The organism is Jeotgalibacillus proteolyticus (assembly GCF_050107735.1).
GTDB lineage: Bacteria > Bacillota > Bacilli > Bacillales > Jeotgalibacillaceae > Jeotgalibacillus > Jeotgalibacillus proteolyticus_A.
Window position 1 is genome coordinate 379115 of sequence record NZ_JBNILO010000002.1, and the last position, 17465, is coordinate 396579.

At 40.8% G+C, this 17465-nt stretch carries 23 protein-coding genes and 1 riboswitch; of the genes, 16 read left to right on the plus strand and 7 right to left on the minus strand.

Going from position 1 to position 17465, the window contains the following annotated elements; translation table 11 throughout:
- The first annotated feature begins 95 nt into the window (after nt 1-95).
- From proC to ACQCT8_RS04695, 3 genes are all read left to right on the plus strand, one after another.
- Entirely contained in the window at nt 96-938 is an 843-nt protein-coding gene (proC, locus tag ACQCT8_RS04685) for a pyrroline-5-carboxylate reductase (protein ID WP_426868892.1), read from the plus strand.
- A 62-nt stretch (nt 939-1000) separates the two neighbouring features.
- A complete protein-coding gene (gene proB, locus ACQCT8_RS04690; protein WP_426868894.1) occupies nt 1001-2128 on the plus strand; it encodes a glutamate 5-kinase in 1128 nt (375 codons plus the stop codon).
- A 40-nt stretch (nt 2129-2168) separates the two neighbouring features.
- The gene (locus ACQCT8_RS04695) at nt 2169-3431 is read left to right on the plus strand and encodes a glutamate-5-semialdehyde dehydrogenase (RefSeq protein ID WP_426868896.1); all 1263 of its coding nucleotides are present in this window, start codon (nt 2169-2171) and stop codon (nt 3429-3431) included.
- A gap of 62 nt (nt 3432-3493) precedes the next feature.
- On the opposite strand, the gene ACQCT8_RS04700 is transcribed toward ACQCT8_RS04695, so the two are convergent.
- From ACQCT8_RS04700 to ACQCT8_RS04710, 3 genes are all read right to left on the minus strand, one after another.
- Nucleotides 3494-4978: a dihydrolipoyl dehydrogenase family protein gene (locus tag ACQCT8_RS04700; RefSeq protein ID WP_426868898.1), complete on the minus strand. Its 1485-nt coding sequence runs from the start codon at nt 4976-4978 to the stop codon at nt 3494-3496.
- Nucleotide 4979: 1 nt separating this feature from the next.
- Nucleotides 4980-5360 carry a DUF1499 domain-containing protein gene (locus tag ACQCT8_RS04705; protein WP_426868899.1) on the minus strand — a complete coding sequence of 127 codons (381 nt, stop codon included), beginning with the start codon at nt 5358-5360 and terminating at the stop codon, nt 4980-4982.
- 356 nt (nt 5361-5716) lie between these two features.
- Nucleotides 5717-6040: a hypothetical protein gene (locus tag ACQCT8_RS04710; protein ID WP_426868901.1), complete on the minus strand. Its 324-nt coding sequence runs from the start codon at nt 6038-6040 to the stop codon at nt 5717-5719.
- A gap of 92 nt (nt 6041-6132) precedes the next feature.
- On the opposite strand from ACQCT8_RS04710, the gene ACQCT8_RS04715 reads away from it, so the two are divergent.
- The 5 genes from ACQCT8_RS04715 (at nt 6133) to ACQCT8_RS04735 (ending at nt 11153) form a co-directional block, all read left to right on the plus strand.
- Nucleotides 6133-6657 (plus strand): C39 family peptidase, encoded by a 525-nt coding sequence (locus ACQCT8_RS04715; protein WP_426868903.1) that lies wholly within the window; start codon nt 6133-6135, stop codon nt 6655-6657.
- A gap of 185 nt (nt 6658-6842) precedes the next feature.
- Nucleotides 6843-8144 (plus strand): homoserine dehydrogenase, encoded by a 1302-nt coding sequence (locus tag ACQCT8_RS04720; protein ID WP_426868905.1) that lies wholly within the window; start codon nt 6843-6845, stop codon nt 8142-8144.
- The gene (gene thrC / locus ACQCT8_RS04725; protein WP_426868906.1) at nt 8141-9202 is read left to right on the plus strand and encodes a threonine synthase; all 1062 of its coding nucleotides are present in this window, start codon (nt 8141-8143) and stop codon (nt 9200-9202) included. Before ACQCT8_RS04720 ends, thrC begins: the two co-directional genes overlap by 4 nt.
- On the plus strand, nt 9199-10116 hold the full coding sequence (gene thrB / locus ACQCT8_RS04730; RefSeq protein WP_426868907.1) for a homoserine kinase: 918 nt from the start codon (nt 9199-9201) through the stop codon (nt 10114-10116). The genes thrC and thrB overlap by 4 nt, the downstream gene beginning before the upstream one ends.
- A 167-nt stretch (nt 10117-10283) precedes the next feature.
- Complete coding sequence (locus ACQCT8_RS04735; RefSeq protein ID WP_426868909.1) at nt 10284-11153, plus strand: SDR family oxidoreductase; 870 nt, start codon at nt 10284-10286, stop codon at nt 11151-11153.
- Nucleotides 11154-11237: 84 nt separating this feature from the next.
- On the opposite strand, the gene ACQCT8_RS04740 is transcribed toward ACQCT8_RS04735, so the two are convergent.
- Nucleotides 11238-11396 carry a hypothetical protein gene (locus tag ACQCT8_RS04740; RefSeq protein WP_426868911.1) on the minus strand — a complete coding sequence of 53 codons (159 nt, stop codon included), beginning with the start codon at nt 11394-11396 and terminating at the stop codon, nt 11238-11240.
- An 83-nt stretch (nt 11397-11479) separates the two neighbouring features.
- Complete coding sequence (locus tag ACQCT8_RS04745; protein WP_426868913.1) at nt 11480-11686, minus strand: hypothetical protein; 207 nt, start codon at nt 11684-11686, stop codon at nt 11480-11482.
- Between the two features lie 148 nt (nt 11687-11834).
- Here ACQCT8_RS04745 and ACQCT8_RS04750 point away from each other — a divergent pair, with 148 nt between their 5' ends.
- The 6 genes from ACQCT8_RS04750 (at nt 11835) to ACQCT8_RS04775 (ending at nt 14841) form a co-directional block, all read left to right on the plus strand.
- Nucleotides 11835-12128 (plus strand): hypothetical protein, encoded by a 294-nt coding sequence (locus ACQCT8_RS04750; RefSeq protein WP_426868915.1) that lies wholly within the window; start codon nt 11835-11837, stop codon nt 12126-12128.
- A gap of 245 nt (nt 12129-12373) precedes the next feature.
- A complete protein-coding gene (locus tag ACQCT8_RS04755) occupies nt 12374-12574 on the plus strand; it encodes a cold-inducible protein YdjO-related protein (RefSeq protein ID WP_278239149.1) in 201 nt (66 codons plus the stop codon).
- Nucleotides 12575-12680: 106 nt separating this feature from the next.
- A riboswitch (PreQ1 riboswitch) is annotated at nt 12681-12725 on the plus strand.
- A gap of 71 nt (nt 12726-12796) precedes the next feature.
- Nucleotides 12797-13462 (plus strand): 7-cyano-7-deazaguanine synthase QueC, encoded by a 666-nt coding sequence (gene queC / locus ACQCT8_RS04760; RefSeq protein WP_426868917.1) that lies wholly within the window; start codon nt 12797-12799, stop codon nt 13460-13462.
- A complete protein-coding gene (gene queD / locus ACQCT8_RS04765; protein ID WP_426868919.1) occupies nt 13459-13893 on the plus strand; it encodes a 6-carboxytetrahydropterin synthase QueD in 435 nt (144 codons plus the stop codon). The genes queC and queD overlap by 4 nt, the downstream gene beginning before the upstream one ends.
- A gap of 1 nt (nt 13894) precedes the next feature.
- Nucleotides 13895-14635 carry a 7-carboxy-7-deazaguanine synthase QueE gene (gene queE, locus ACQCT8_RS04770; protein WP_426868921.1) on the plus strand — a complete coding sequence of 247 codons (741 nt, stop codon included), beginning with the start codon at nt 13895-13897 and terminating at the stop codon, nt 14633-14635.
- Nucleotides 14636-14667: 32 nt separating this feature from the next.
- Entirely contained in the window at nt 14668-14841 is a 174-nt protein-coding gene (locus ACQCT8_RS04775; RefSeq protein WP_426868923.1) for a hypothetical protein, read from the plus strand.
- Between the two features lie 35 nt (nt 14842-14876).
- Here ACQCT8_RS04775 and msrA read toward each other — a convergent pair whose 3' ends face one another.
- Complete coding sequence (gene msrA / locus ACQCT8_RS04780; RefSeq protein ID WP_426868925.1) at nt 14877-15404, minus strand: peptide-methionine (S)-S-oxide reductase MsrA; 528 nt, start codon at nt 15402-15404, stop codon at nt 14877-14879.
- A 192-nt stretch (nt 15405-15596) separates the two neighbouring features.
- Between msrA and ACQCT8_RS04785 the strand changes: the two genes are divergently transcribed.
- A complete protein-coding gene (locus tag ACQCT8_RS04785; protein WP_426868927.1) occupies nt 15597-16529 on the plus strand; it encodes an LCP family protein in 933 nt (310 codons plus the stop codon).
- A gap of 44 nt (nt 16530-16573) precedes the next feature.
- Here ACQCT8_RS04785 and ACQCT8_RS04790 read toward each other — a convergent pair whose 3' ends face one another.
- A complete protein-coding gene (locus ACQCT8_RS04790; RefSeq protein WP_426868929.1) occupies nt 16574-16726 on the minus strand; it encodes a lmo0937 family membrane protein in 153 nt (50 codons plus the stop codon).
- Between the two features lie 331 nt (nt 16727-17057).
- Between ACQCT8_RS04790 and ACQCT8_RS04795 the strand changes: the two genes are divergently transcribed.
- Entirely contained in the window at nt 17058-17465 is a 408-nt protein-coding gene (locus ACQCT8_RS04795) for a sporulation protein (RefSeq protein ID WP_426868930.1), read from the plus strand.

The window sequence follows — 17465 nt, forward strand, 5'->3', positions numbered from 1 at the left end:
CTTGATGTCCACCTCCCAGATGTTACGATAACTAGCGTGATAAAAATTGAGCGAACAAATAGAGAACATTTTTTGCTAAAGGAGATGGATAAGCGATGTCAACGAATTTACGAGTAGCTTTTATCGGAGCAGGAAACATGGCAGAAGCGATGGTTTCAGGTATCGTCCAAACAGGGATGCTTGAGGCTCACCAGATTACAGTAACAAATAGAGGGAATGAAGAGAGGCTTCTGGAGCTGCATAACCGATATGGTGTACAAGGAATTAAACGAGACAAAGTGCAGCTATCTTCTTTTGATGTTATTTTCTTAGCAATGAAACCAAAGGATGCAGAAGCTTCATTGAACCGTATAAAATATGAAATTACACCTGATCAAGTTGTCATGAGCGTACTTGCAGGAATCTCGACTGAGTTCATGCAGCAGCATCTTCAGCCCGGACAGCAGGTAATCAGGGTCATGCCGAATACCTCAAGCATGCTTCAGGAATCTGCAACTGCAATTTCACCGGGTGAGCATGTGACAATGAAAAATATCAAATTGGCACAAAGCCTGTTAACCTGCATCGGCCAGGTATACATTATTGAAGAAGATCAAATGGATTTATTCACTGGAATCGCAGGGAGCGGTCCTGCTTATTTCTACTATTTAATGGAGCATATTGAAAAAACAGCATTTGAACATGGAATGGATGTAGGGCTAGCAAGAAAAATTGGAGCACAGACCATTTTAGGTGCAGCAAAAATGGTAATGGAACGGGAAGAAACACCTGCTGAATTAAGACATAATGTTACTTCCCCAAATGGCACAACTGCTGCGGGACTTAATGCGCTTGCTGATTCAGGCGGTGGAGCCGCTATAAAGGCAGCAATTGAAGGTGCGATGAACCGTTCAATAGAAATTTCAAAAGATCTGCAAAAAGCACCTGTTTCAATTTAAATTAAACTATAAATTTTGCCTAAATAAAAAATGGAGTATGAAATTTTTTAAGGAGTGATAGTATGACATCGGACAATCAAAAAAGAGTAGTCATTAAAATCGGAAGCAGTTCTTTAACAAGTTTATCCGGGGATATCAGCAGACGAAAAATTGAAAGAATTACCGATCAGGTAGCCGAGTTAAAAGATGAAGGACACGAGGTTGTATTGGTTTCTTCCGGAGCAGTAGCTGCAGGCTACAGGACTCTTGGCTTTGTAAACCGTCCTGATTCCTTGCCTGAAAAGCAGGCTGCAGCAGCAGTAGGACAGGGCAGACTCATTGAAACGTATTCAGAGCTTTTTTCTTCCCACGGATATGCTGCTTCTCAAATATTAATTACTCGCAGTGATTTTTCCGATGAGACTAGGTACAATAATGTGCGGAATACAATTAATGTTTTGCTGGAGCGGGGAATTGTACCCATTGTAAACGAGAATGACACAGTTACAACGGATCGCTTGCGATTTGGCGATAATGATACCCTTTCTGCAAAAGTAGCAGGTCTTGTAGCCTCCGATCAGTTAATTATTTTGTCTGATATTGATGGGTTGTATGATGCTGATCCGAGAAAAACACCATCTGCATCGCTGCTGAAGGAAGTATCAGAAATTACCCCTGAAATAGAAGATATGGCAGGAGAGCCTGGTTCTGCAGTAGGAACAGGCGGAATGAGATCCAAAATTGATGCATTTAAAATCTCGATGGCATCCGGTATCCCTTCTTTCCTTGGAAAAGCAGGAGTTAAAAACATTTTAGTGGATGCTGTAAATGAAGAAGCAAGAGGAACGTATTTTACCGTAGCACAGCCTGAGCAGAACCTCGATCATTACAGACAATGGATTGCGTTTAATTCAGGACCTGAAGGGGAAATTCTGATAGAAGAAGAAGCAAAGGAAGCCATAGTAAATGAAAAAGGAAGTCTTCTTCCAAGTCAGATTTACCAGATAAGCGGTCACTTTAAAAAAGGATCCGTTGTACGAATTCTTGATTTAAATAAAAACAAACTAGGTTTAGGGGTTGTAAATTATTCCTCCCGTGACCTTGAAGCATTTCAGCTTGAACAAAATGAAGCGTCTGATAAAAGAGAAGCGGCTATGCATAGTGACTCCTTTGTCTGCGAACTTGAAGTTGCCATCCCGATCGGGGTCTAATCATAGCTGAAGTGCATAAAACACATAAGGAGTGGGTTTGATGACAACAGCAATGGAACCAGTAAACGTGAAAGAACAGGCAGCATTAGCTCAAAAAGCTTCAAAGGAACTGGGACTGCTCTCTACACAGGATAAAAATGAGGCGCTTTACTGGATAGCAAAAGCTTTAGAGGAACATGCTGAGGAAATTTTAGAAGCCAATGAAAAAGATCTGGAGAACGGTCGTCGAAATCATTTTGATGAGGCTTATATGGACCGCTTATCTCTAACAGATGAGCGTGTGAGAGATTTTGCTGAAGGACTGCGGCAGGTAGCCGGGCTTGAGGATCCTTCCGGGGAAGTAGCAGCAGAATGGACGCTTGACAATGGACTGAATGTACAAACCGTTCGCGTGCCGCTTGGCGTTATTGGCATGATTTATGAAGCGCGTCCGAATGTAACGGCTGATGCGACTGGTCTTGCGTTAAAATCGGGCAACTCAATCGTGCTTAAAGGCGGTTCTACCGCAATTCATTCGAATCGAGCGATTGTAAAGGTAATGAAAGAAGCGCTGGTTTCAACGAAGATATCTCCTGATGCTGTTCAGTTTATTGACAGCACCGACCGGTCGGCTACTCAGGAGCTGTTTACGATGAAAGAGCATATTGATGTGCTGATTCCAAGAGGAGGCGGCAAGCTGATTCAAGCGGTAGTAAATAATGCAACTGTACCAGTTCTTGAAACAGGTGTCGGCAATTGTCATATTTATATAGATAAAGATGCAGACGTTGAAAAAGCGATTTCGATCTTTATCAATGCAAAAACAGATCGTCCGGCAGTTTGTAATGCCGCTGAAACGCTGATTCTGCATGAAGAATTTATGGAGCGGCATCAGGATGAAATTATTAAGGCTCTGAAAGAAGCCGGCATAGGTGTGTATGGTGATGAAGCAGCTGTTCAACTTATCCCGGGAGCCCTGCCAGCTCAGGAAGAACACTGGGAAAATGAATTTTTAAGCCTGGATGTTGCAGTGAAAATTGTCAAAGATGCAGATGATGCTATTGCCCATATAGACCGATATGGCACAAAGCACTCCGAAGCGATTGTAACTGAAAATGATGATACTGCAGCCCGCTTTAAGGGATTGGTGGACGCAGCTGCCGTTTATCATAATGCTTCTACACGCTTTACAGACGGAAGTGCACTTGGTTTTGGGGCCGAAATTGGAATCTCTACTCAAAAGCTGCATGCAAGAGGGCCTATGGGACTTCCTGCGTTAACCACAATTAAATATGTAATGAGCGGAAACGGACAAATAAGGTAACCGGCAGGGATATATTTTGCATAAAAATGAGGCAGCGGAGACGCTGCCTCATTTTCGTGTTTTTATTGAGTGTTCTTAAGCGGAAGTTCTTCCTGTTTAGGATGGTGATCGTTTCTGGAAGTGACTTTGTACTTCAGATCAAGGAATTTTTTTGTCAGTTTTGGAAGAGGTCCTTCAAATAATTTTTCTCTCCAGTAAAGATCAGCCGCTTTTTGAAGGGCGCCGGCTTTTGTAGGATACGAATAAATCATTCTGGATAAACTGCCGATTTTATGTTTATTTTTCATCGCAAACACAGCAATCTGCATCCATTCTCCCGCTTCTTTGCCGGCCGCATGAGCACCTAAGATCCTTCCTTTTTTATCCGTAAGAATTTTTACGAAACCTCTTGTCTCATGGGAAGTAATGAAACGATCCACTTCATCAAGGTGAGCCCGGTACGTACGGTAATCTGCCTTTTCGGACTGAAGCTGCTGTTCCGTTTTCCCTACATGAAACACCTCTGGCGAAGTGAAGGTAACCCAGGGAGTGTGTGCATGATCCAGACCGCGCTTAAGGCCAAACAAAACATTTGGTACGACGGTTTTAGCTTCTTCTCCTGCAGCATGAGTAAAAGGAAGGGTTTCTATTACATCTCCCACAGCAAAAATATGCGGCTGGGAAGAGGCAAACGTCTTGTCTACTTCTACAAAACCGTTTTTCACGGCGACTCCTGCTTTAGCAAGATCAAGTGAATTTAAGCTGGGTTTTCTTCCGGCAGCGACCAGAAGTGTGTCAACTATTTTTATTTCTTCTTTTCCACTGCGGTGAGACAAATGAAGTTTAATACTGCCGCTGTCAGATTCCGTTTTTACGACCTTTGTATTCAGTTCGATGTCTATTTCTTCTTTCAATACATTATACATAAATGTAGATATATCCTGATCTTCTTTAGAAAAAAGCTGGTCTGACCCTTCAACGATAGTGACTTTTGATCCTAATTTGGCGAAAGCCTGGGCCATTTCCACACCTACTGTACCACCGCCAATAATGCCCAGGTGTTCAGGCAGCTTCTCTAAATCAAAAATAGTTTCGTTTGTCACATAAGTAATGTCTTTGATTCCCTCTATAGGAGGAATGACTGGTGAGGAGCCCGTTGCGATAATAATTTTTTCTGCGTAAACTACATCAGTATGACCAATTTTAATTTCGTGTGGTGATAAAAACGATGCTCCTCCAAAATAGACATCTACTCCAAGGTCTGTGAAGCGATCAGTTCCATCAATCTCCTGTATAATGCTCTGAGCTGATTTAACATGCTCTTTTACAAGATTAAAGTTCAGTTCCCCTGTTACATTAAAGCCAAAATTCTGCGATTTGATTGTATCAACGCGGGCTGCTGCATCAATCAGAGATTTAGATGGAACGCAGCCATAATGAAGGCAGTCTCCACCAAGAGAATCTTTTTTTTCAATCAAGGCTGTCTTTGCACCCATGCTTGCAGCTCCTGCAGCAGCTGTCATGCCTGCAGAGCCTCCCCCGATAACGGCCACTTGATATCTTTCCATATTAATTCTCCTCTCTGTACTGATCAGAAATAGTTTTCATTCTCTTACGGTTTACTCCAAAGTCATACGTTCCTGTACGGGAAGCAGACCGGAAATGAACTAAATTTGTCTGGTCATCGAACAGGAATTCCACATCATCTTTGAATTTTAATACTCTGCTTTTTACGACAGCATGTATATAATCTGTTTCATCTGTTTTAATTTCAGTTCGATCTAAAGAAGCAATGATGGATTTAATCTTATTATGGCTTTCTGCAATGCTGCCTGTAAAAGGAAGCGGGTCCATCTTTTTTGAGGATTGATCTGTTTGCGTGGATACATCGTTTTTCTTTTTGGATAAAGGAAGTAGCTTGCCATTTCTAATACGGTTTTTTTTCGTCATAAACAGCCTCCAGTAAATATGTAGTTTTTGCTTCGGTCAGTTCAAATGCTTTCAAGAATAAAAAGCACATTGAATTAAATTGAACCTGCAGCTAAACTACTCTTTACCCAATAGTCTGGCCGAATTAAACAAAACGAGTCTAGGACAAAAGTGTCTATAGCTATCTCACCGATTTACCGCGCTTACGGGAGATGCTTTAAGCAGAGAAGGGCTGGCTTTACCGGAATACTTGCTCTGATAAAACCAAGCTCTCTGGCTTCTCCTGCATGGAGACACCTTCTTCCAAAAAACGCTTGTTTAACGTATTTCAGTAAGATGCCAGCCTTTCATACATTAAAGATAAAAATACAAAACATTCAGGAAATAAAGTAGTCAAAATATGTTACGATAACCACAATTAAAAAAATCAAAGTATAAGCATAGCATGCGTAAAGAATGCTGCGGGGTTCGACAAGGCTTTCTTTTTTATCAAGCTGAACAGTTTCCATACTGCTTGAGAAGCCGGAACGATTCGCTTTCGCCCAATTGCTCGGGGAAGTAAACATTCTTACAATTACGGTTGATGCAATTCCTATGATCACTGATATATCAATAAAAGCAGTTTGTAGTCCAAAAGCGAAAGCCCCATTCGTAAGCAGCAATACGATGAGGGTACCAAAAAAATTTACAGCCTTCGTCAAGAAAACACACCTTTCTCTCATTCATGCTTATATTTTCCCATAATAAAATCAAAGGTGCTATAAAAATTTTTTACAAAGAAAGCGGGTCTAACATGGAATCCAAAAAGATTATTCAGAACGTAAAAGCTTTTTCGCAGTATGACGTTCCTTTATCTCAAAGAGGTAAAAATTCAGCCTGCGGTCCCACTTCATTGGCAACCATTCTGAATTACCATTACCCTCATTCAGAATCAGATGATCAATGGCTGAAAAAATGGTATATCCACTCTAAAGCGGGATGGTTTGGTTTATCCGCCGGAAAACTGATGAAAACCATGAGACCATTTGGTTTTGTGAAAAAAGCAAGAAAAACTAAATTTGTGGAACTGTATATGCAGGAAATAGATCACAATCGGCCTGCAGCAATAAAATTTGATCAGTGGTCTTCGTTCAGGTGGTTGTCAAAAAAATATAAGTACCGCTATCACTGGGTTACTGGTATCGGATATGAAGCAGTGAATAATGATTTTTTTCTGCTGGTACTGGATCACGGGAAAAGCAAAAAGGCGATCCGCAGAATTTCTTTTGTTCAAAATGCCCCTATTCTTACACTTATTGCCTTCGTACCTAAACGGTAAAGCAATAGCAGATTAATCAAATATGTTTTTTAAATGTAAACGATTTCAGTACTGGCGCGGGGTCTTTTTAAAAAAAGTTCATTATTTTGGGTTGTCACACGTTCTTACAATCGATATAATTGTCCGTATATTAAAAACAAATGTCCTTCGTATAAATACATACGGTAGGTGGAAGCAGGTGCCTTATGACGAAAAAAGATCTAACAATCGGTATGCTGGGATTTGGTACGGTAGGCAGCGGGGTTGCTACTATGATCCGTGACAACGAAAAGGAACTGACTCAACGCCTCGGGGTAAGGGTGAAAATAGGAAAAATCGTTGTGCGGGATATGGAAAAAGAGCGTGGTACTTCTGTAGACGAAGGCGTGCTTTGCTCAAATGTTTCAGATGTTATTCACGATTCTTCTATTGATGTAGTAGTTGAGGTAATGGGAGGAATAGAGGAAGCAAGAGAGGCAATTGAAGAAGCATTAACAGCAGGAAAACCGGTAATTACTGCTAATAAAGATTTAATGGCCCTGCATGGTCATTCACTCCTGCGTCTGGCTCATGAAAACAGCTGTGATTTGTATTATGAAGCAAGTGTAGCAGGAGGAATTCCTATTATCCGCACGCTTGAAGACGGTCTGGCTTCAGACAGAATCTCAGGAATTATGGGGATTGTAAACGGGACAACCAATTACATTCTTACAAAAATGAAAGAAGAAAAATGGTCATATAAGGAAGCACTCCAAAAAGCACAGGAACTGGGTTTTGCTGAAAGCGATCCAACTTCAGATGTGGAAGGGCTTGATGCTGCCAGAAAAATGGCCATCCTGGCAACGCTCGCTTTTTCGATGGAAGTTCATCTTGAAGATGTCTCCGTAGAAGGAATGACTGCAATCAGCACAGAAGATCTTGAACTGGCTGAACAATTTGGATACAGTGTGAAAATGCTTGGATTTGCGCAAAGAGATCAAGATGGAATTGATGTCTCTGTTGAACCGGTATTTTTAGCATCTTCTCATCCTTTATCGTCTGTCCGAAATGAATACAATGCGGTTTATATATATGGAGATGCTGTCGGGGAAACAATGTTTTATGGACCAGGTGCAGGGTCAATGCCTACTGCCACGTCAGTTGTATCAGATATCCTTGCTGCATGCAGAAATTTATTGCTTGGCGTCGGTGGAAAACGAAGTCATAATCCTATGAATTCCAGACATTTAAAAGGTGAAGATCAGCAAAGTGCTCAATTTTTTCACCGTTTGCTTGTTAAAGATGAGATTGGTGTTTTTTCTGAATTAACATCCATTTACAGCAGGCATCACGCGAGTCTTGGTTCGATCATTCAACGACCGGGTGAAAAAGAAGGGGAAGCTGAGGTAATTCTGATTACCCATTCTTTATCAAGAAAAAATCAATCAGAGATTATTAATGAACTGAACGCAACATCATCCGTTAAACAAATTATATCTAATTACCGTGTGGAAGGCGGTGTGAGATGATGTGGCAGGGACTAATAAAAGAGTACGAAGAGTGGCTTCCCGTTTCACCATCTACGCCAAATGTAAGTCTATTAGAAGGCAATACTCCTCTCGTGCCTTTGGTTCACTTATCTAAGGAGTGGGGGATTGACCTTCACGTAAAACTTGAAGGAGCGAATCCAACAGGTTCCTTTAAAGACCGCGGAATGGTAATGGCTGTTGCAAAAGCAAAAGAAGAAGGAAGCAAAGCAATCATATGCGCCTCTACTGGAAATACTTCTGCTTCTGCAGCAGCATACGGGGCCAGAGCGGGACTAAGGACAATTGTCGTCATACCGGATGGACGAATTGCGCTTGGAAAACTTGCTCAAGCACGGATGTACGGGGCGGATATTGTTTCAATTGACGGCAATTTTGATGAAGCACTGACACTTGTAAGAAGAATAAGTGAGGAAGAAGATATCACACTTGTAAACTCTGTAAATCCATTTCGTCTCGAAGGACAAAAAACAGCAGCGTTCGAGGTGCTTAGCCAGCTTGGCAACGTTCCTGACGTGCTGGCGCTTCCGGTGGGAAATGCAGGGAATATCTCTGCTTATTGGAAGGGCTTTACAGAATATCAGGCAAAACATGGGGGAAGCCGTCCTGTGTTATTAGGAGTGCAGGCAGAAGGAGCAGCACCTATCGTCCTGAACCGGATTGTGGAGCAGCCTGAAACGGTGGCTACTGCTATTCGAATTGGACATCCCGCCAGCTGGAAATTAGCTTTGAACGCATTAAAAGAATCTGCAGGTGATATTTTAGCAGTTTCTGATGAAGAAATTCTTGAAGCCTACCAGCTGTTAGCTAGAAAAGAAGGAATTTTTGCTGAACCAGCATCCTGCGCTTCAATAGCCGGATTAAAAAAGAAGGCAGAGGCAGGTTTAATACAAAAAGGCAGCACCGTTGTGGCTGTATTGACAGGAAATGGATTGAAAGATCCTGAAACAGCTATTCAATCCTCTAATCTCGAGCCGGTTAAAATAAGAGCGAATATTAATGAATTGCGGGCTGAGCTGAAGGGAGGAGTAAAAGTATGACATTTACTCCATTTCAGGTTAAAGTCCCGGCGACGACAGCCAATTTAGGGCCTGGATTTGATTCAGTCGGTGCAGCCTTAAACTTGCATCAGCACACGGTAGTGACTCCCTCTGCCAATTGGGATATTCAGTATGAGGAGGACAGCCACCGGTGTCTTCCTACAGATGAGCGCAACTTAATCTTATCCACGATCAGAAAAATGGAGAAACAATTCAATACAACAGCACCGCCTGCTTCTCTTTCTGTGACATCTCAAATTCCATTATCAAAAGGGATGGGCAGCAGTGCAGCAGCTATTGTGACGGCCATCGTGATCGCGGATTTTCTGATGTCTTTATCCCTGTCAGATACGGAAAAAATAAAGCTGGCTTGTGACATAGAAGGACACCCTGATAATGTATCTGCTGCTGTACTTGGAGGAGTCACCGTCAGCAGATATACACAAAACGAATTAACAAGCCTAAAGCTGGATACTACTGAAGTCAGTGTAATACTTTTAGTTCCTTCTCATGAAATGATAACGGCTGATTCCCGTAAAGTAATTCCTGATGAGATTTCACATTCATCAGCTATCCGGACCAGTGCAGCTGCAAACCTCATGATCGCCGCAATCATGAATAAAGACTGGAAGACTGCAGGCACAATGATGGAAAAAGATGAGTATCATGAGCCTTACAGGGTAAAGTGGATTGATTCATTTCATCAGATTCGAAAAGAAGCTGGCATGCTTGGAGCCTACGCAACGACTGTAAGTGGAGCAGGACCCGCCATCATAATCTTCAGCAGGAAAGAAGATCTTCTTTCGATCTCTAGTAAACTGAAAGAATCTTTCCCGGATTATTGCTTTATTTTTTCAGCAATTTCGAAAACAGGAAGTACAATGTCGCCTGTTTATTTAAAGGAAAATGTGTAGCCACCTGAAAGCGGGGTGGTTTTTTGTTTGTCTAAAAAGGGAAGCAATAACTATTCTTTCATTTGCCGGAAGTTGGTGGTGGAAAATTGAATTAAAAAAAAGCAAGAAGTTATTTATTTTATTGCACAAGGAAATAATAAACCATCTTTTAAAAAGGAGAGATTATAATGGAGTTTACAAATCAGCAAAAAGGCGGGCAGCCGGCTCAGCATCAAAATCAACAGCCTGGTGAAACAAATCAAATGAATCCGGAGCCGATTCACAACGATCCTGATTATAAAGGTTCGGGTAAACTAAAGGGTAAAGTAGCGCTTATTACAGGAGGAGACAGCGGAATCGGCAAAGCAGCGGCTATTGCCTATGCAAAAGAAGGGGCAGATGTTGCCGTCATTTATTTAGAAGAACATGAAGATGCTAAAGTGACAAAAGAAGAAATCATGCAATACGGAGGAAAATGCCTTCTATTGTCAGGTGATGTAGGAAATGAGGAATTCTGCAAGCTTGCTGTACAAAACACTGTAAATGAATTAGGCTCCCTGCATATTCTGGTGAATAATGCTGCAGAACAGCATCCCCAGCAGTCGATTGAGGAAATTTCGACTGAGCAGCTTGAAAAAACATTTAAAACCAACATCTTTTCCATGTTTCATTTGGTAAAGGCAGCACTTCCTCATTTAAAAGAAGGCAGCACAATTATCAATACGGGCTCTGTAACTGCTTATGCAGGCAATGAAACACTAATTGACTATTCAGCTACAAAAGGAGCAATCGCTACATTTACCCGATCTCTTTCCAAATCATTAGTCAGCAGAAAGATACGTGTAAACTCTGTTGCGCCAGGCCCTATTTGGACGCCTCTGATCCCATCAACATTTGAAGCAGACAAAGTAGAGAAATTTGGTGTGGATGCACCAATGGAGAGACCTGGTCAACCGGCAGAACTGGCACCTGCTTATGTTTTGCTCGCTTCAGACGACTCGAGCTATATGACCGGTCAAACCATCCATATCAACGGCGGAACATTTGTGACAAGTTAATACCCACTCAATTAAAGAAAAAAAACAGAACAAAAAAAAGTCCCTGCAAAATTGCAGGGACTTATGTGAGTAAAGCCGATAATTTTAAGGGTCATCTACATATTCCCATCCATCTTCGCGGTGTTCAGCAAGCTCTTGAACTTCGTCCTCTTTCATTCCTGAACCAAGGAGCTGATGTGCCTTAATTTTTTGAGAATGATTTCTGCCGGTTTTTTCGTGCTCTTCATAATCAGATCGGGCCATCATATCCACCTCCATGAAGTCTGGTGCGTTCAACTCTATTTTATCATAAAACAAGATTTTTATGCAGACGCTTATTAAACAGTTCAGGGACGGGATTTTTCACTTGAAGAAGAAGATTTGGTATGATGTTTATTTTTCTCGTCTTTCATATCTTGTTTTTGATCCTCCATAGGGATTGGATCCGTCATCTGCTCATCCTCAAATTTATCAAGAATGCTTTCCTTCTCACTGTTAAGACTATCAGGCTGATCATATTTATTGGAAGTGCGGTTATGCTTATCTTTAGACATGATAAAACCTCCTTTTTTTATATATTCCCATTGATTCCCACATTAAACGTACATCTGTTTAGCGTGACAATTAAAAAATCACAACGTAAGGTTTATTAAATATGAATTAAGGAAATAGAAGTACTATGAATAATTAGGAGGGTTTTATATGGGCATGAAACGCTATGCACTGCTTGGTCTTGGCGCAGCAGGATACGCTTATTTTAAAAATAAGGATAATCGTGAAAAAGCAACCGTTGCTTTTAACGACACTAAAGAGAAAATTAACCAGCTGATTGATCAGGCGAAGCAATCTATGAATGATCAGGAAAGCCAGGCGCCTAAAGCAACCGGTTCTTATGATCTCGAAGACGAAAAGATGAAGGAAGAAGGAGCGCAGACTGCTGTTCATTATTTTAATGAAAAGCAGGAGGAGTCTTCCAATAAAACAAATCAGCTTTAATCTAAATTTTGGGAGTAGGGGGCAGATGGTTCATCTGTCCTTATTTGCTGTGGATTAATAACCGATTTACTCACAGTTGACAAAAAAGGATCGATAAAGTAAAATAGTGTTAAGTACCACTCGTATATCAAATTTTCTTTCACTTAATATGAAGCTTGAGATTATTCACAGCTTTATCATTGGGTGATTTATTTTTTTGAGCAATCTGTATTAATGGACAATGGTTCTTGAAGGGAGACAAAACTATGTTTCAGCGTAAGCCAACAGAAGAAGTGGTTAAAGAAGAAACTCCAGTTTGGGAATGCTCATCTGATGAATGCAAAGGGTGGATGAGATCTAATTTTTCAAGTCACGGGGAAGGTTCTCCAACTTGTCCAATCTGCGGAAGCAAAATGGAAGAAGGTTCGCGATTGCTTGAAGTAATTCCTAATCCGCGTAAATTTTAATTTGAAACAGCCGTCCCATTTCAGGGGCGGCTGTTTTTATCTAATCTTCATACACCAAATTTTAAATAGGTACGTACCTGTGCTATAATACAAAATGATATTGGATAAAAAAGAGGTTCGCGACCATCCCTCTATAAAAAACTAGGGACTAAGAGCTGAGGGTCAGTACTTGTCTTTTTCGTGAGCACTCTTTCTTCTATCAATAGAAGAGGAGGTTTTTTTATGGATAAAAATCAAAAAGCGCTCGTTGTTTTCAGCGGGGGCCAGGATAGTACAACTTGTTTATTTTGGGCATTAAAACAATTTACCCATGTTGAAGCGGTTACGTTTGAATATGGGCAGCGTCATCATAAGGAAATTGAAGCAGCCAGGCAAATTACAAAGGAATTGAATGTGCGCCACCATGTATTGGACATGAGTCTTCTTAATCAGCTTGCTCCATCTGCATTAACCCGAACGGATCAGCCAATTGAAGAAAAAGAAGGAGAGCTGCCTTCTACTTTTGTACCTGGGAGGAATCTTCTTTTTATGTCATTTGCTGCGGTGCTGGCAAAGCAAATTGGCGCACGACATATAATTACGGGAGTATGCGAAACGGATTTTAGCGGCTATCCCGATTGTCGTGATGTATTCATGAAATCGTTAAATGTAACCATCAATTTGTCAATGGAAGAGGATTTTGTTGTTCATACTCCTCTAATGTGGCTCGACAAGGCGCAAACGTGGGAGCTTGCTGATGAATTGCAGGCATTTGACTATATTAAAGAACATACGCTAACCTGCTACAACGGACTGATGGGAACCGGCTGCGGGGAATGTCCTGCCTGCAGACTAAGAAATAAAGGCATGATTGAATTTCTGGAAAAAAAGGGGGCGAAAACGACGTGATACAACAAATATATCCCTCAACGAACCATTCATACTCTTATGAATTAAACAAGGATTTTCATTTTGCTGCGGCTCATTCCATTCCACATGAAGCAGCAGGCAAATGCCAGCACGTTCACGGGCACACCTACTTTGCCAATGTGACCATAGCTGGAGATGAGTTAGATGATTCAGGATTTCTTGTGAATTTTAAGACGATTAAAAACCTGCTTCATGACCGGTTTGACCATGGAGTTTTAAATGAAGATGCACGTTTCCCGTCAGAAAGCGGAAATACTTTTCCTACAACAGAAGTCGTAGCGAGAGTCATGTATGAAATCATTCAGGAGCATCTTGATCAAACGGCAAACAAGCCTGTTTGTCTGCAAATTTATCTGCGTGAAACACCAACAAGCTATGTTATTTATCGTCCCAAATCAGGGAGGGTGTAGCATGCTTCAAACAACAGAAAAGAAAATACCTGTACTTGAAATTTTCGGTCCTACGGTTCAGGGAGAAGGCATGGTCATCGGCCAAAAAACAATGTTTATTCGTACAGCCGGCTGTGACTACAGCTGCGCATGGTGCGACTCAGCATTTACGTGGGACGGTTCTGCTAAAGATGAAATAAGGCAAATGAGCCCATCCTCTATATTAGAGGAGCTTTTTAAAACAGGTGGGAATGCCTTTTCTCACGTTACCATTTCCGGAGGGAACCCTGCTTTAATTAAACATATGGGGGTTTTGGTGACGGCTTTGCAGGAAAAAGGCATCGATGTAGCTCTTGAGACCCAGGGGAGCATCTGGCAGGACTGGTTCTTGTCTATTGATGACCTGACAATTTCTCCGAAGCCGCCAAGCTCGAAGATGAAGCCTAATCTGGGAATCCTTGATCGTATACTGGAGCGCTTGAAGGACCGTCCACCTTCTGTTTATTCTTTAAAGGTCGTGGTTTTTGATGAAAAGGACCTGGATTTTGCTGAAATGCTTCATAAGCGTTATCCTTTGGTTCCTTTTTATATTCAAACCGGGAATGAACAAGTAACGGAAACAAACGACACGAGACTTGTTTCTGATTTAATCTCAAAATATGAATGGCTGATTGAATGTGTTATGAAAAGAGAAACGTTAAACCGGGTTAGAGTGCTGCCTCAGCTTCATACATACGTATGGGGCAATAAACGAGGTGTCTAAACCCGTCTAATGATTGAATGGAGAGAGCTTGAATGGCTTTATTTACGGGGATCGTGATTATCGTTCTGTCAGCCTGTCTCCTATACTGGCAGCTGAAGCGGGAACATGAAAAAAGAAACGTTATTCTATTATTTATCTTTTTCATGCTTTTGCTTTTTGGCTTATGGATCGTTTTCGACTGGTTGATCATGCAGCTATGGTTGTAAAAAAGGTTCGCACCACTCTCGGTGCGAACCTTTTTTTATTTCGGCCAGTGTTTGGCTAAAAATTCATCTCTTCCGGATTGCTCCCGGTCAGCTTTGTATTCTTCAGGGTTTTTCTTATAAAAGTCCTGATGATAGTCTTCTGCTTCCCAAAACGGACCCGCAGCATGGATCGGGGTAACAATGGGTTTTTTATATTTGGCGCTTTCAATAAGAGCTTCTTTTGACCGTTCGGCTTTTTGCTTTTGCTCTTCATTGTGATAAAAAATGGCTGCCCGGTAGGACGGTCCTCTGTCTTGAAATTGTCCTTCATCATCGGTCGGATCAACTTGCTGCCAATATATTTCCAGTAATTTTTCATAGGGAAAAATAGCCGGATCAAATACGATTTCAACTGCTTCCATATGGCCTGTTTCTCCACTTTTTACTTGTTCATAGCTTGGCTGATCGACAGTACCACCTGTGTAGCCTGATCGAATGGAGTCAATTCCATCAAATTGATCAAATGGTTTAACCATACACCAGAAACATCCTCCGGCAAATGTTGCTTTTTCTGTTTTTGACATGAAACCTGCCTCCTCTATCTTTAAAACGTACATCATATTCTACCACCGTGGAGACGGAGGGTACTACTAATCTGATCGAAAAAAGCTTGCAAACTTTTAAAAAGGATTGTAAAGTGTAACAAATTAAGTTCTTGAATCGTCTTATGTTTGAAGAACTTAGGTTTTATGACGTACATTTATTCAGGAGGCATTATGGAAACAAGACAGCAGCGCAGAAAAAAGAAGATGAAAAAAGGGAGAGTGTTTTTTGCTCTTATTATTTTATTATCCATTTTTATCCTCATTTTCTCTCTTACACAATATTGGCTGGGAACACAAATGTCAAAGGATGCTCAAGGACTTGATTTGGAGTTTGAACAGGAATTTGAAGGCGTAAAATCAGATAGCGGCAAAGTAAATGTGCTTTTGATCGGTGTAGACAGCAGACGAGAAGAACAATCCCGCTCAGATACGATGATGATTGCTCAGTGGGATGGCGAAACTGATCAAGTGAAGCTTGTGTCACTTATGCGAGACATTTATGTCGATATACCCGGTTATCAAAGCTACAAATTAAATACAGCCTTTTATCTGGGAGGCCCTGAGCTTCTGCGTCAAACAATAAAAGAAAATTTCAATATAGACGTTGAACACTATATGATGATTGATTTTGTTGCATTTGAAGATATGGTGGATGCGCTGGCACCGGATGGAATTGAAATCGACGTTGAAAAAGCAATGTCTGAAAAAATCGGGGTCAGTCTGGAAGAAGGACAGCAAAAACTAAATGGAAAAGAACTGCTTGGCTATGCCCGTTTCCGAGCGGATGCCGAAGGGGATTTTGGAAGAGTCAACAGGCAGCAGCAGGTTATTGAGGCGGTTAAGGATCATGCAATGAGTTTAAGCGGGGTCATGAAAACGCCAAAGCTTTTAGGAGTTGCTCAGCCCTATATTCAAACAAATATGAGCAATGCGAAGCAAATTGAATTAATGAGCAGAATCATTTTAAGCGGAGGTGCTGATTTAGACCGGCTGACAATACCTATTGAAAATGGATATTCAAATGCTTCATATCCTGGAGTAGGCTCCGTTTTAGAGCTGTACTGGGAAGAAAATAATGAAGCATTGGAGGAATTTCTTAATTAAGTAAAAGAGCGTGCCCGGATAGTAAAGGGCACGCTCTTTTACAGCTATAATTTTTTCCTGCCTGTAATCAGATTGTATATAATCAGGATAATAGCAATTACAATTAAGATATGAATAATACCGCCTGCTATATCTAATAAAAATCCAGCTAGCCATACAATAATTAATATAACAATTAGCCACCAAAGTAATTTCATCTTGAACACCTCCTTTATGTTATAAAAGCATCTAATTGTAATCTACCCTTACATAATTAAAATTAATCCTAAAGAAATAAAATAGAAAAAATTATTTTACTATAAGATATGTTTTGAAATTTGATTTAGTATGACAGAATAAAAACCATATGGATCAAATCATTGAATGAGTGAATTAATAAGTGTCACCTGATGCAAAATAAGCACTGACGGTTGCGACTCAAAATAAAAGTGAGACAGACAAAGTATGTAGCGGTTTATGTTAAGAGTGTCGGCTATGTATAGGAACCAGCCATAAAACTTGTTATCATGAATAAAAGGAGGTGTTAACATGTTTGAAAAGTTTTTTTCTTCAATCGGTTTTGAAGGGGCGGAAGTAAAGACAACCATTAATCCCAGTACATTTTCACCTGGCGATTCCGTTAATGGATTAGTAACGGTTAAGGGAGGCCAGGGAGATCAGGAAATAGCAGGGATTCAATTAACTCTCTTCGTTTTTCACGATAATGAAGTAAGAAGTGACAGTGATTTTTCTTATTATGATGAAGAGTTAAAACAAGTTGTGTTAAAAGATATGACGGAAATTAAAGCAAATGAGAAAAAGGAAATCCCATTCACCATGCATTTATCTGAAAAACACCCGCGATCCTCTTCTGTCATTCAAACGTATATTCAAACAAAGCTTCTTGTACATAACGGTGTAGACCCTGAAGATAAAGACATCATTACGATTAAATAA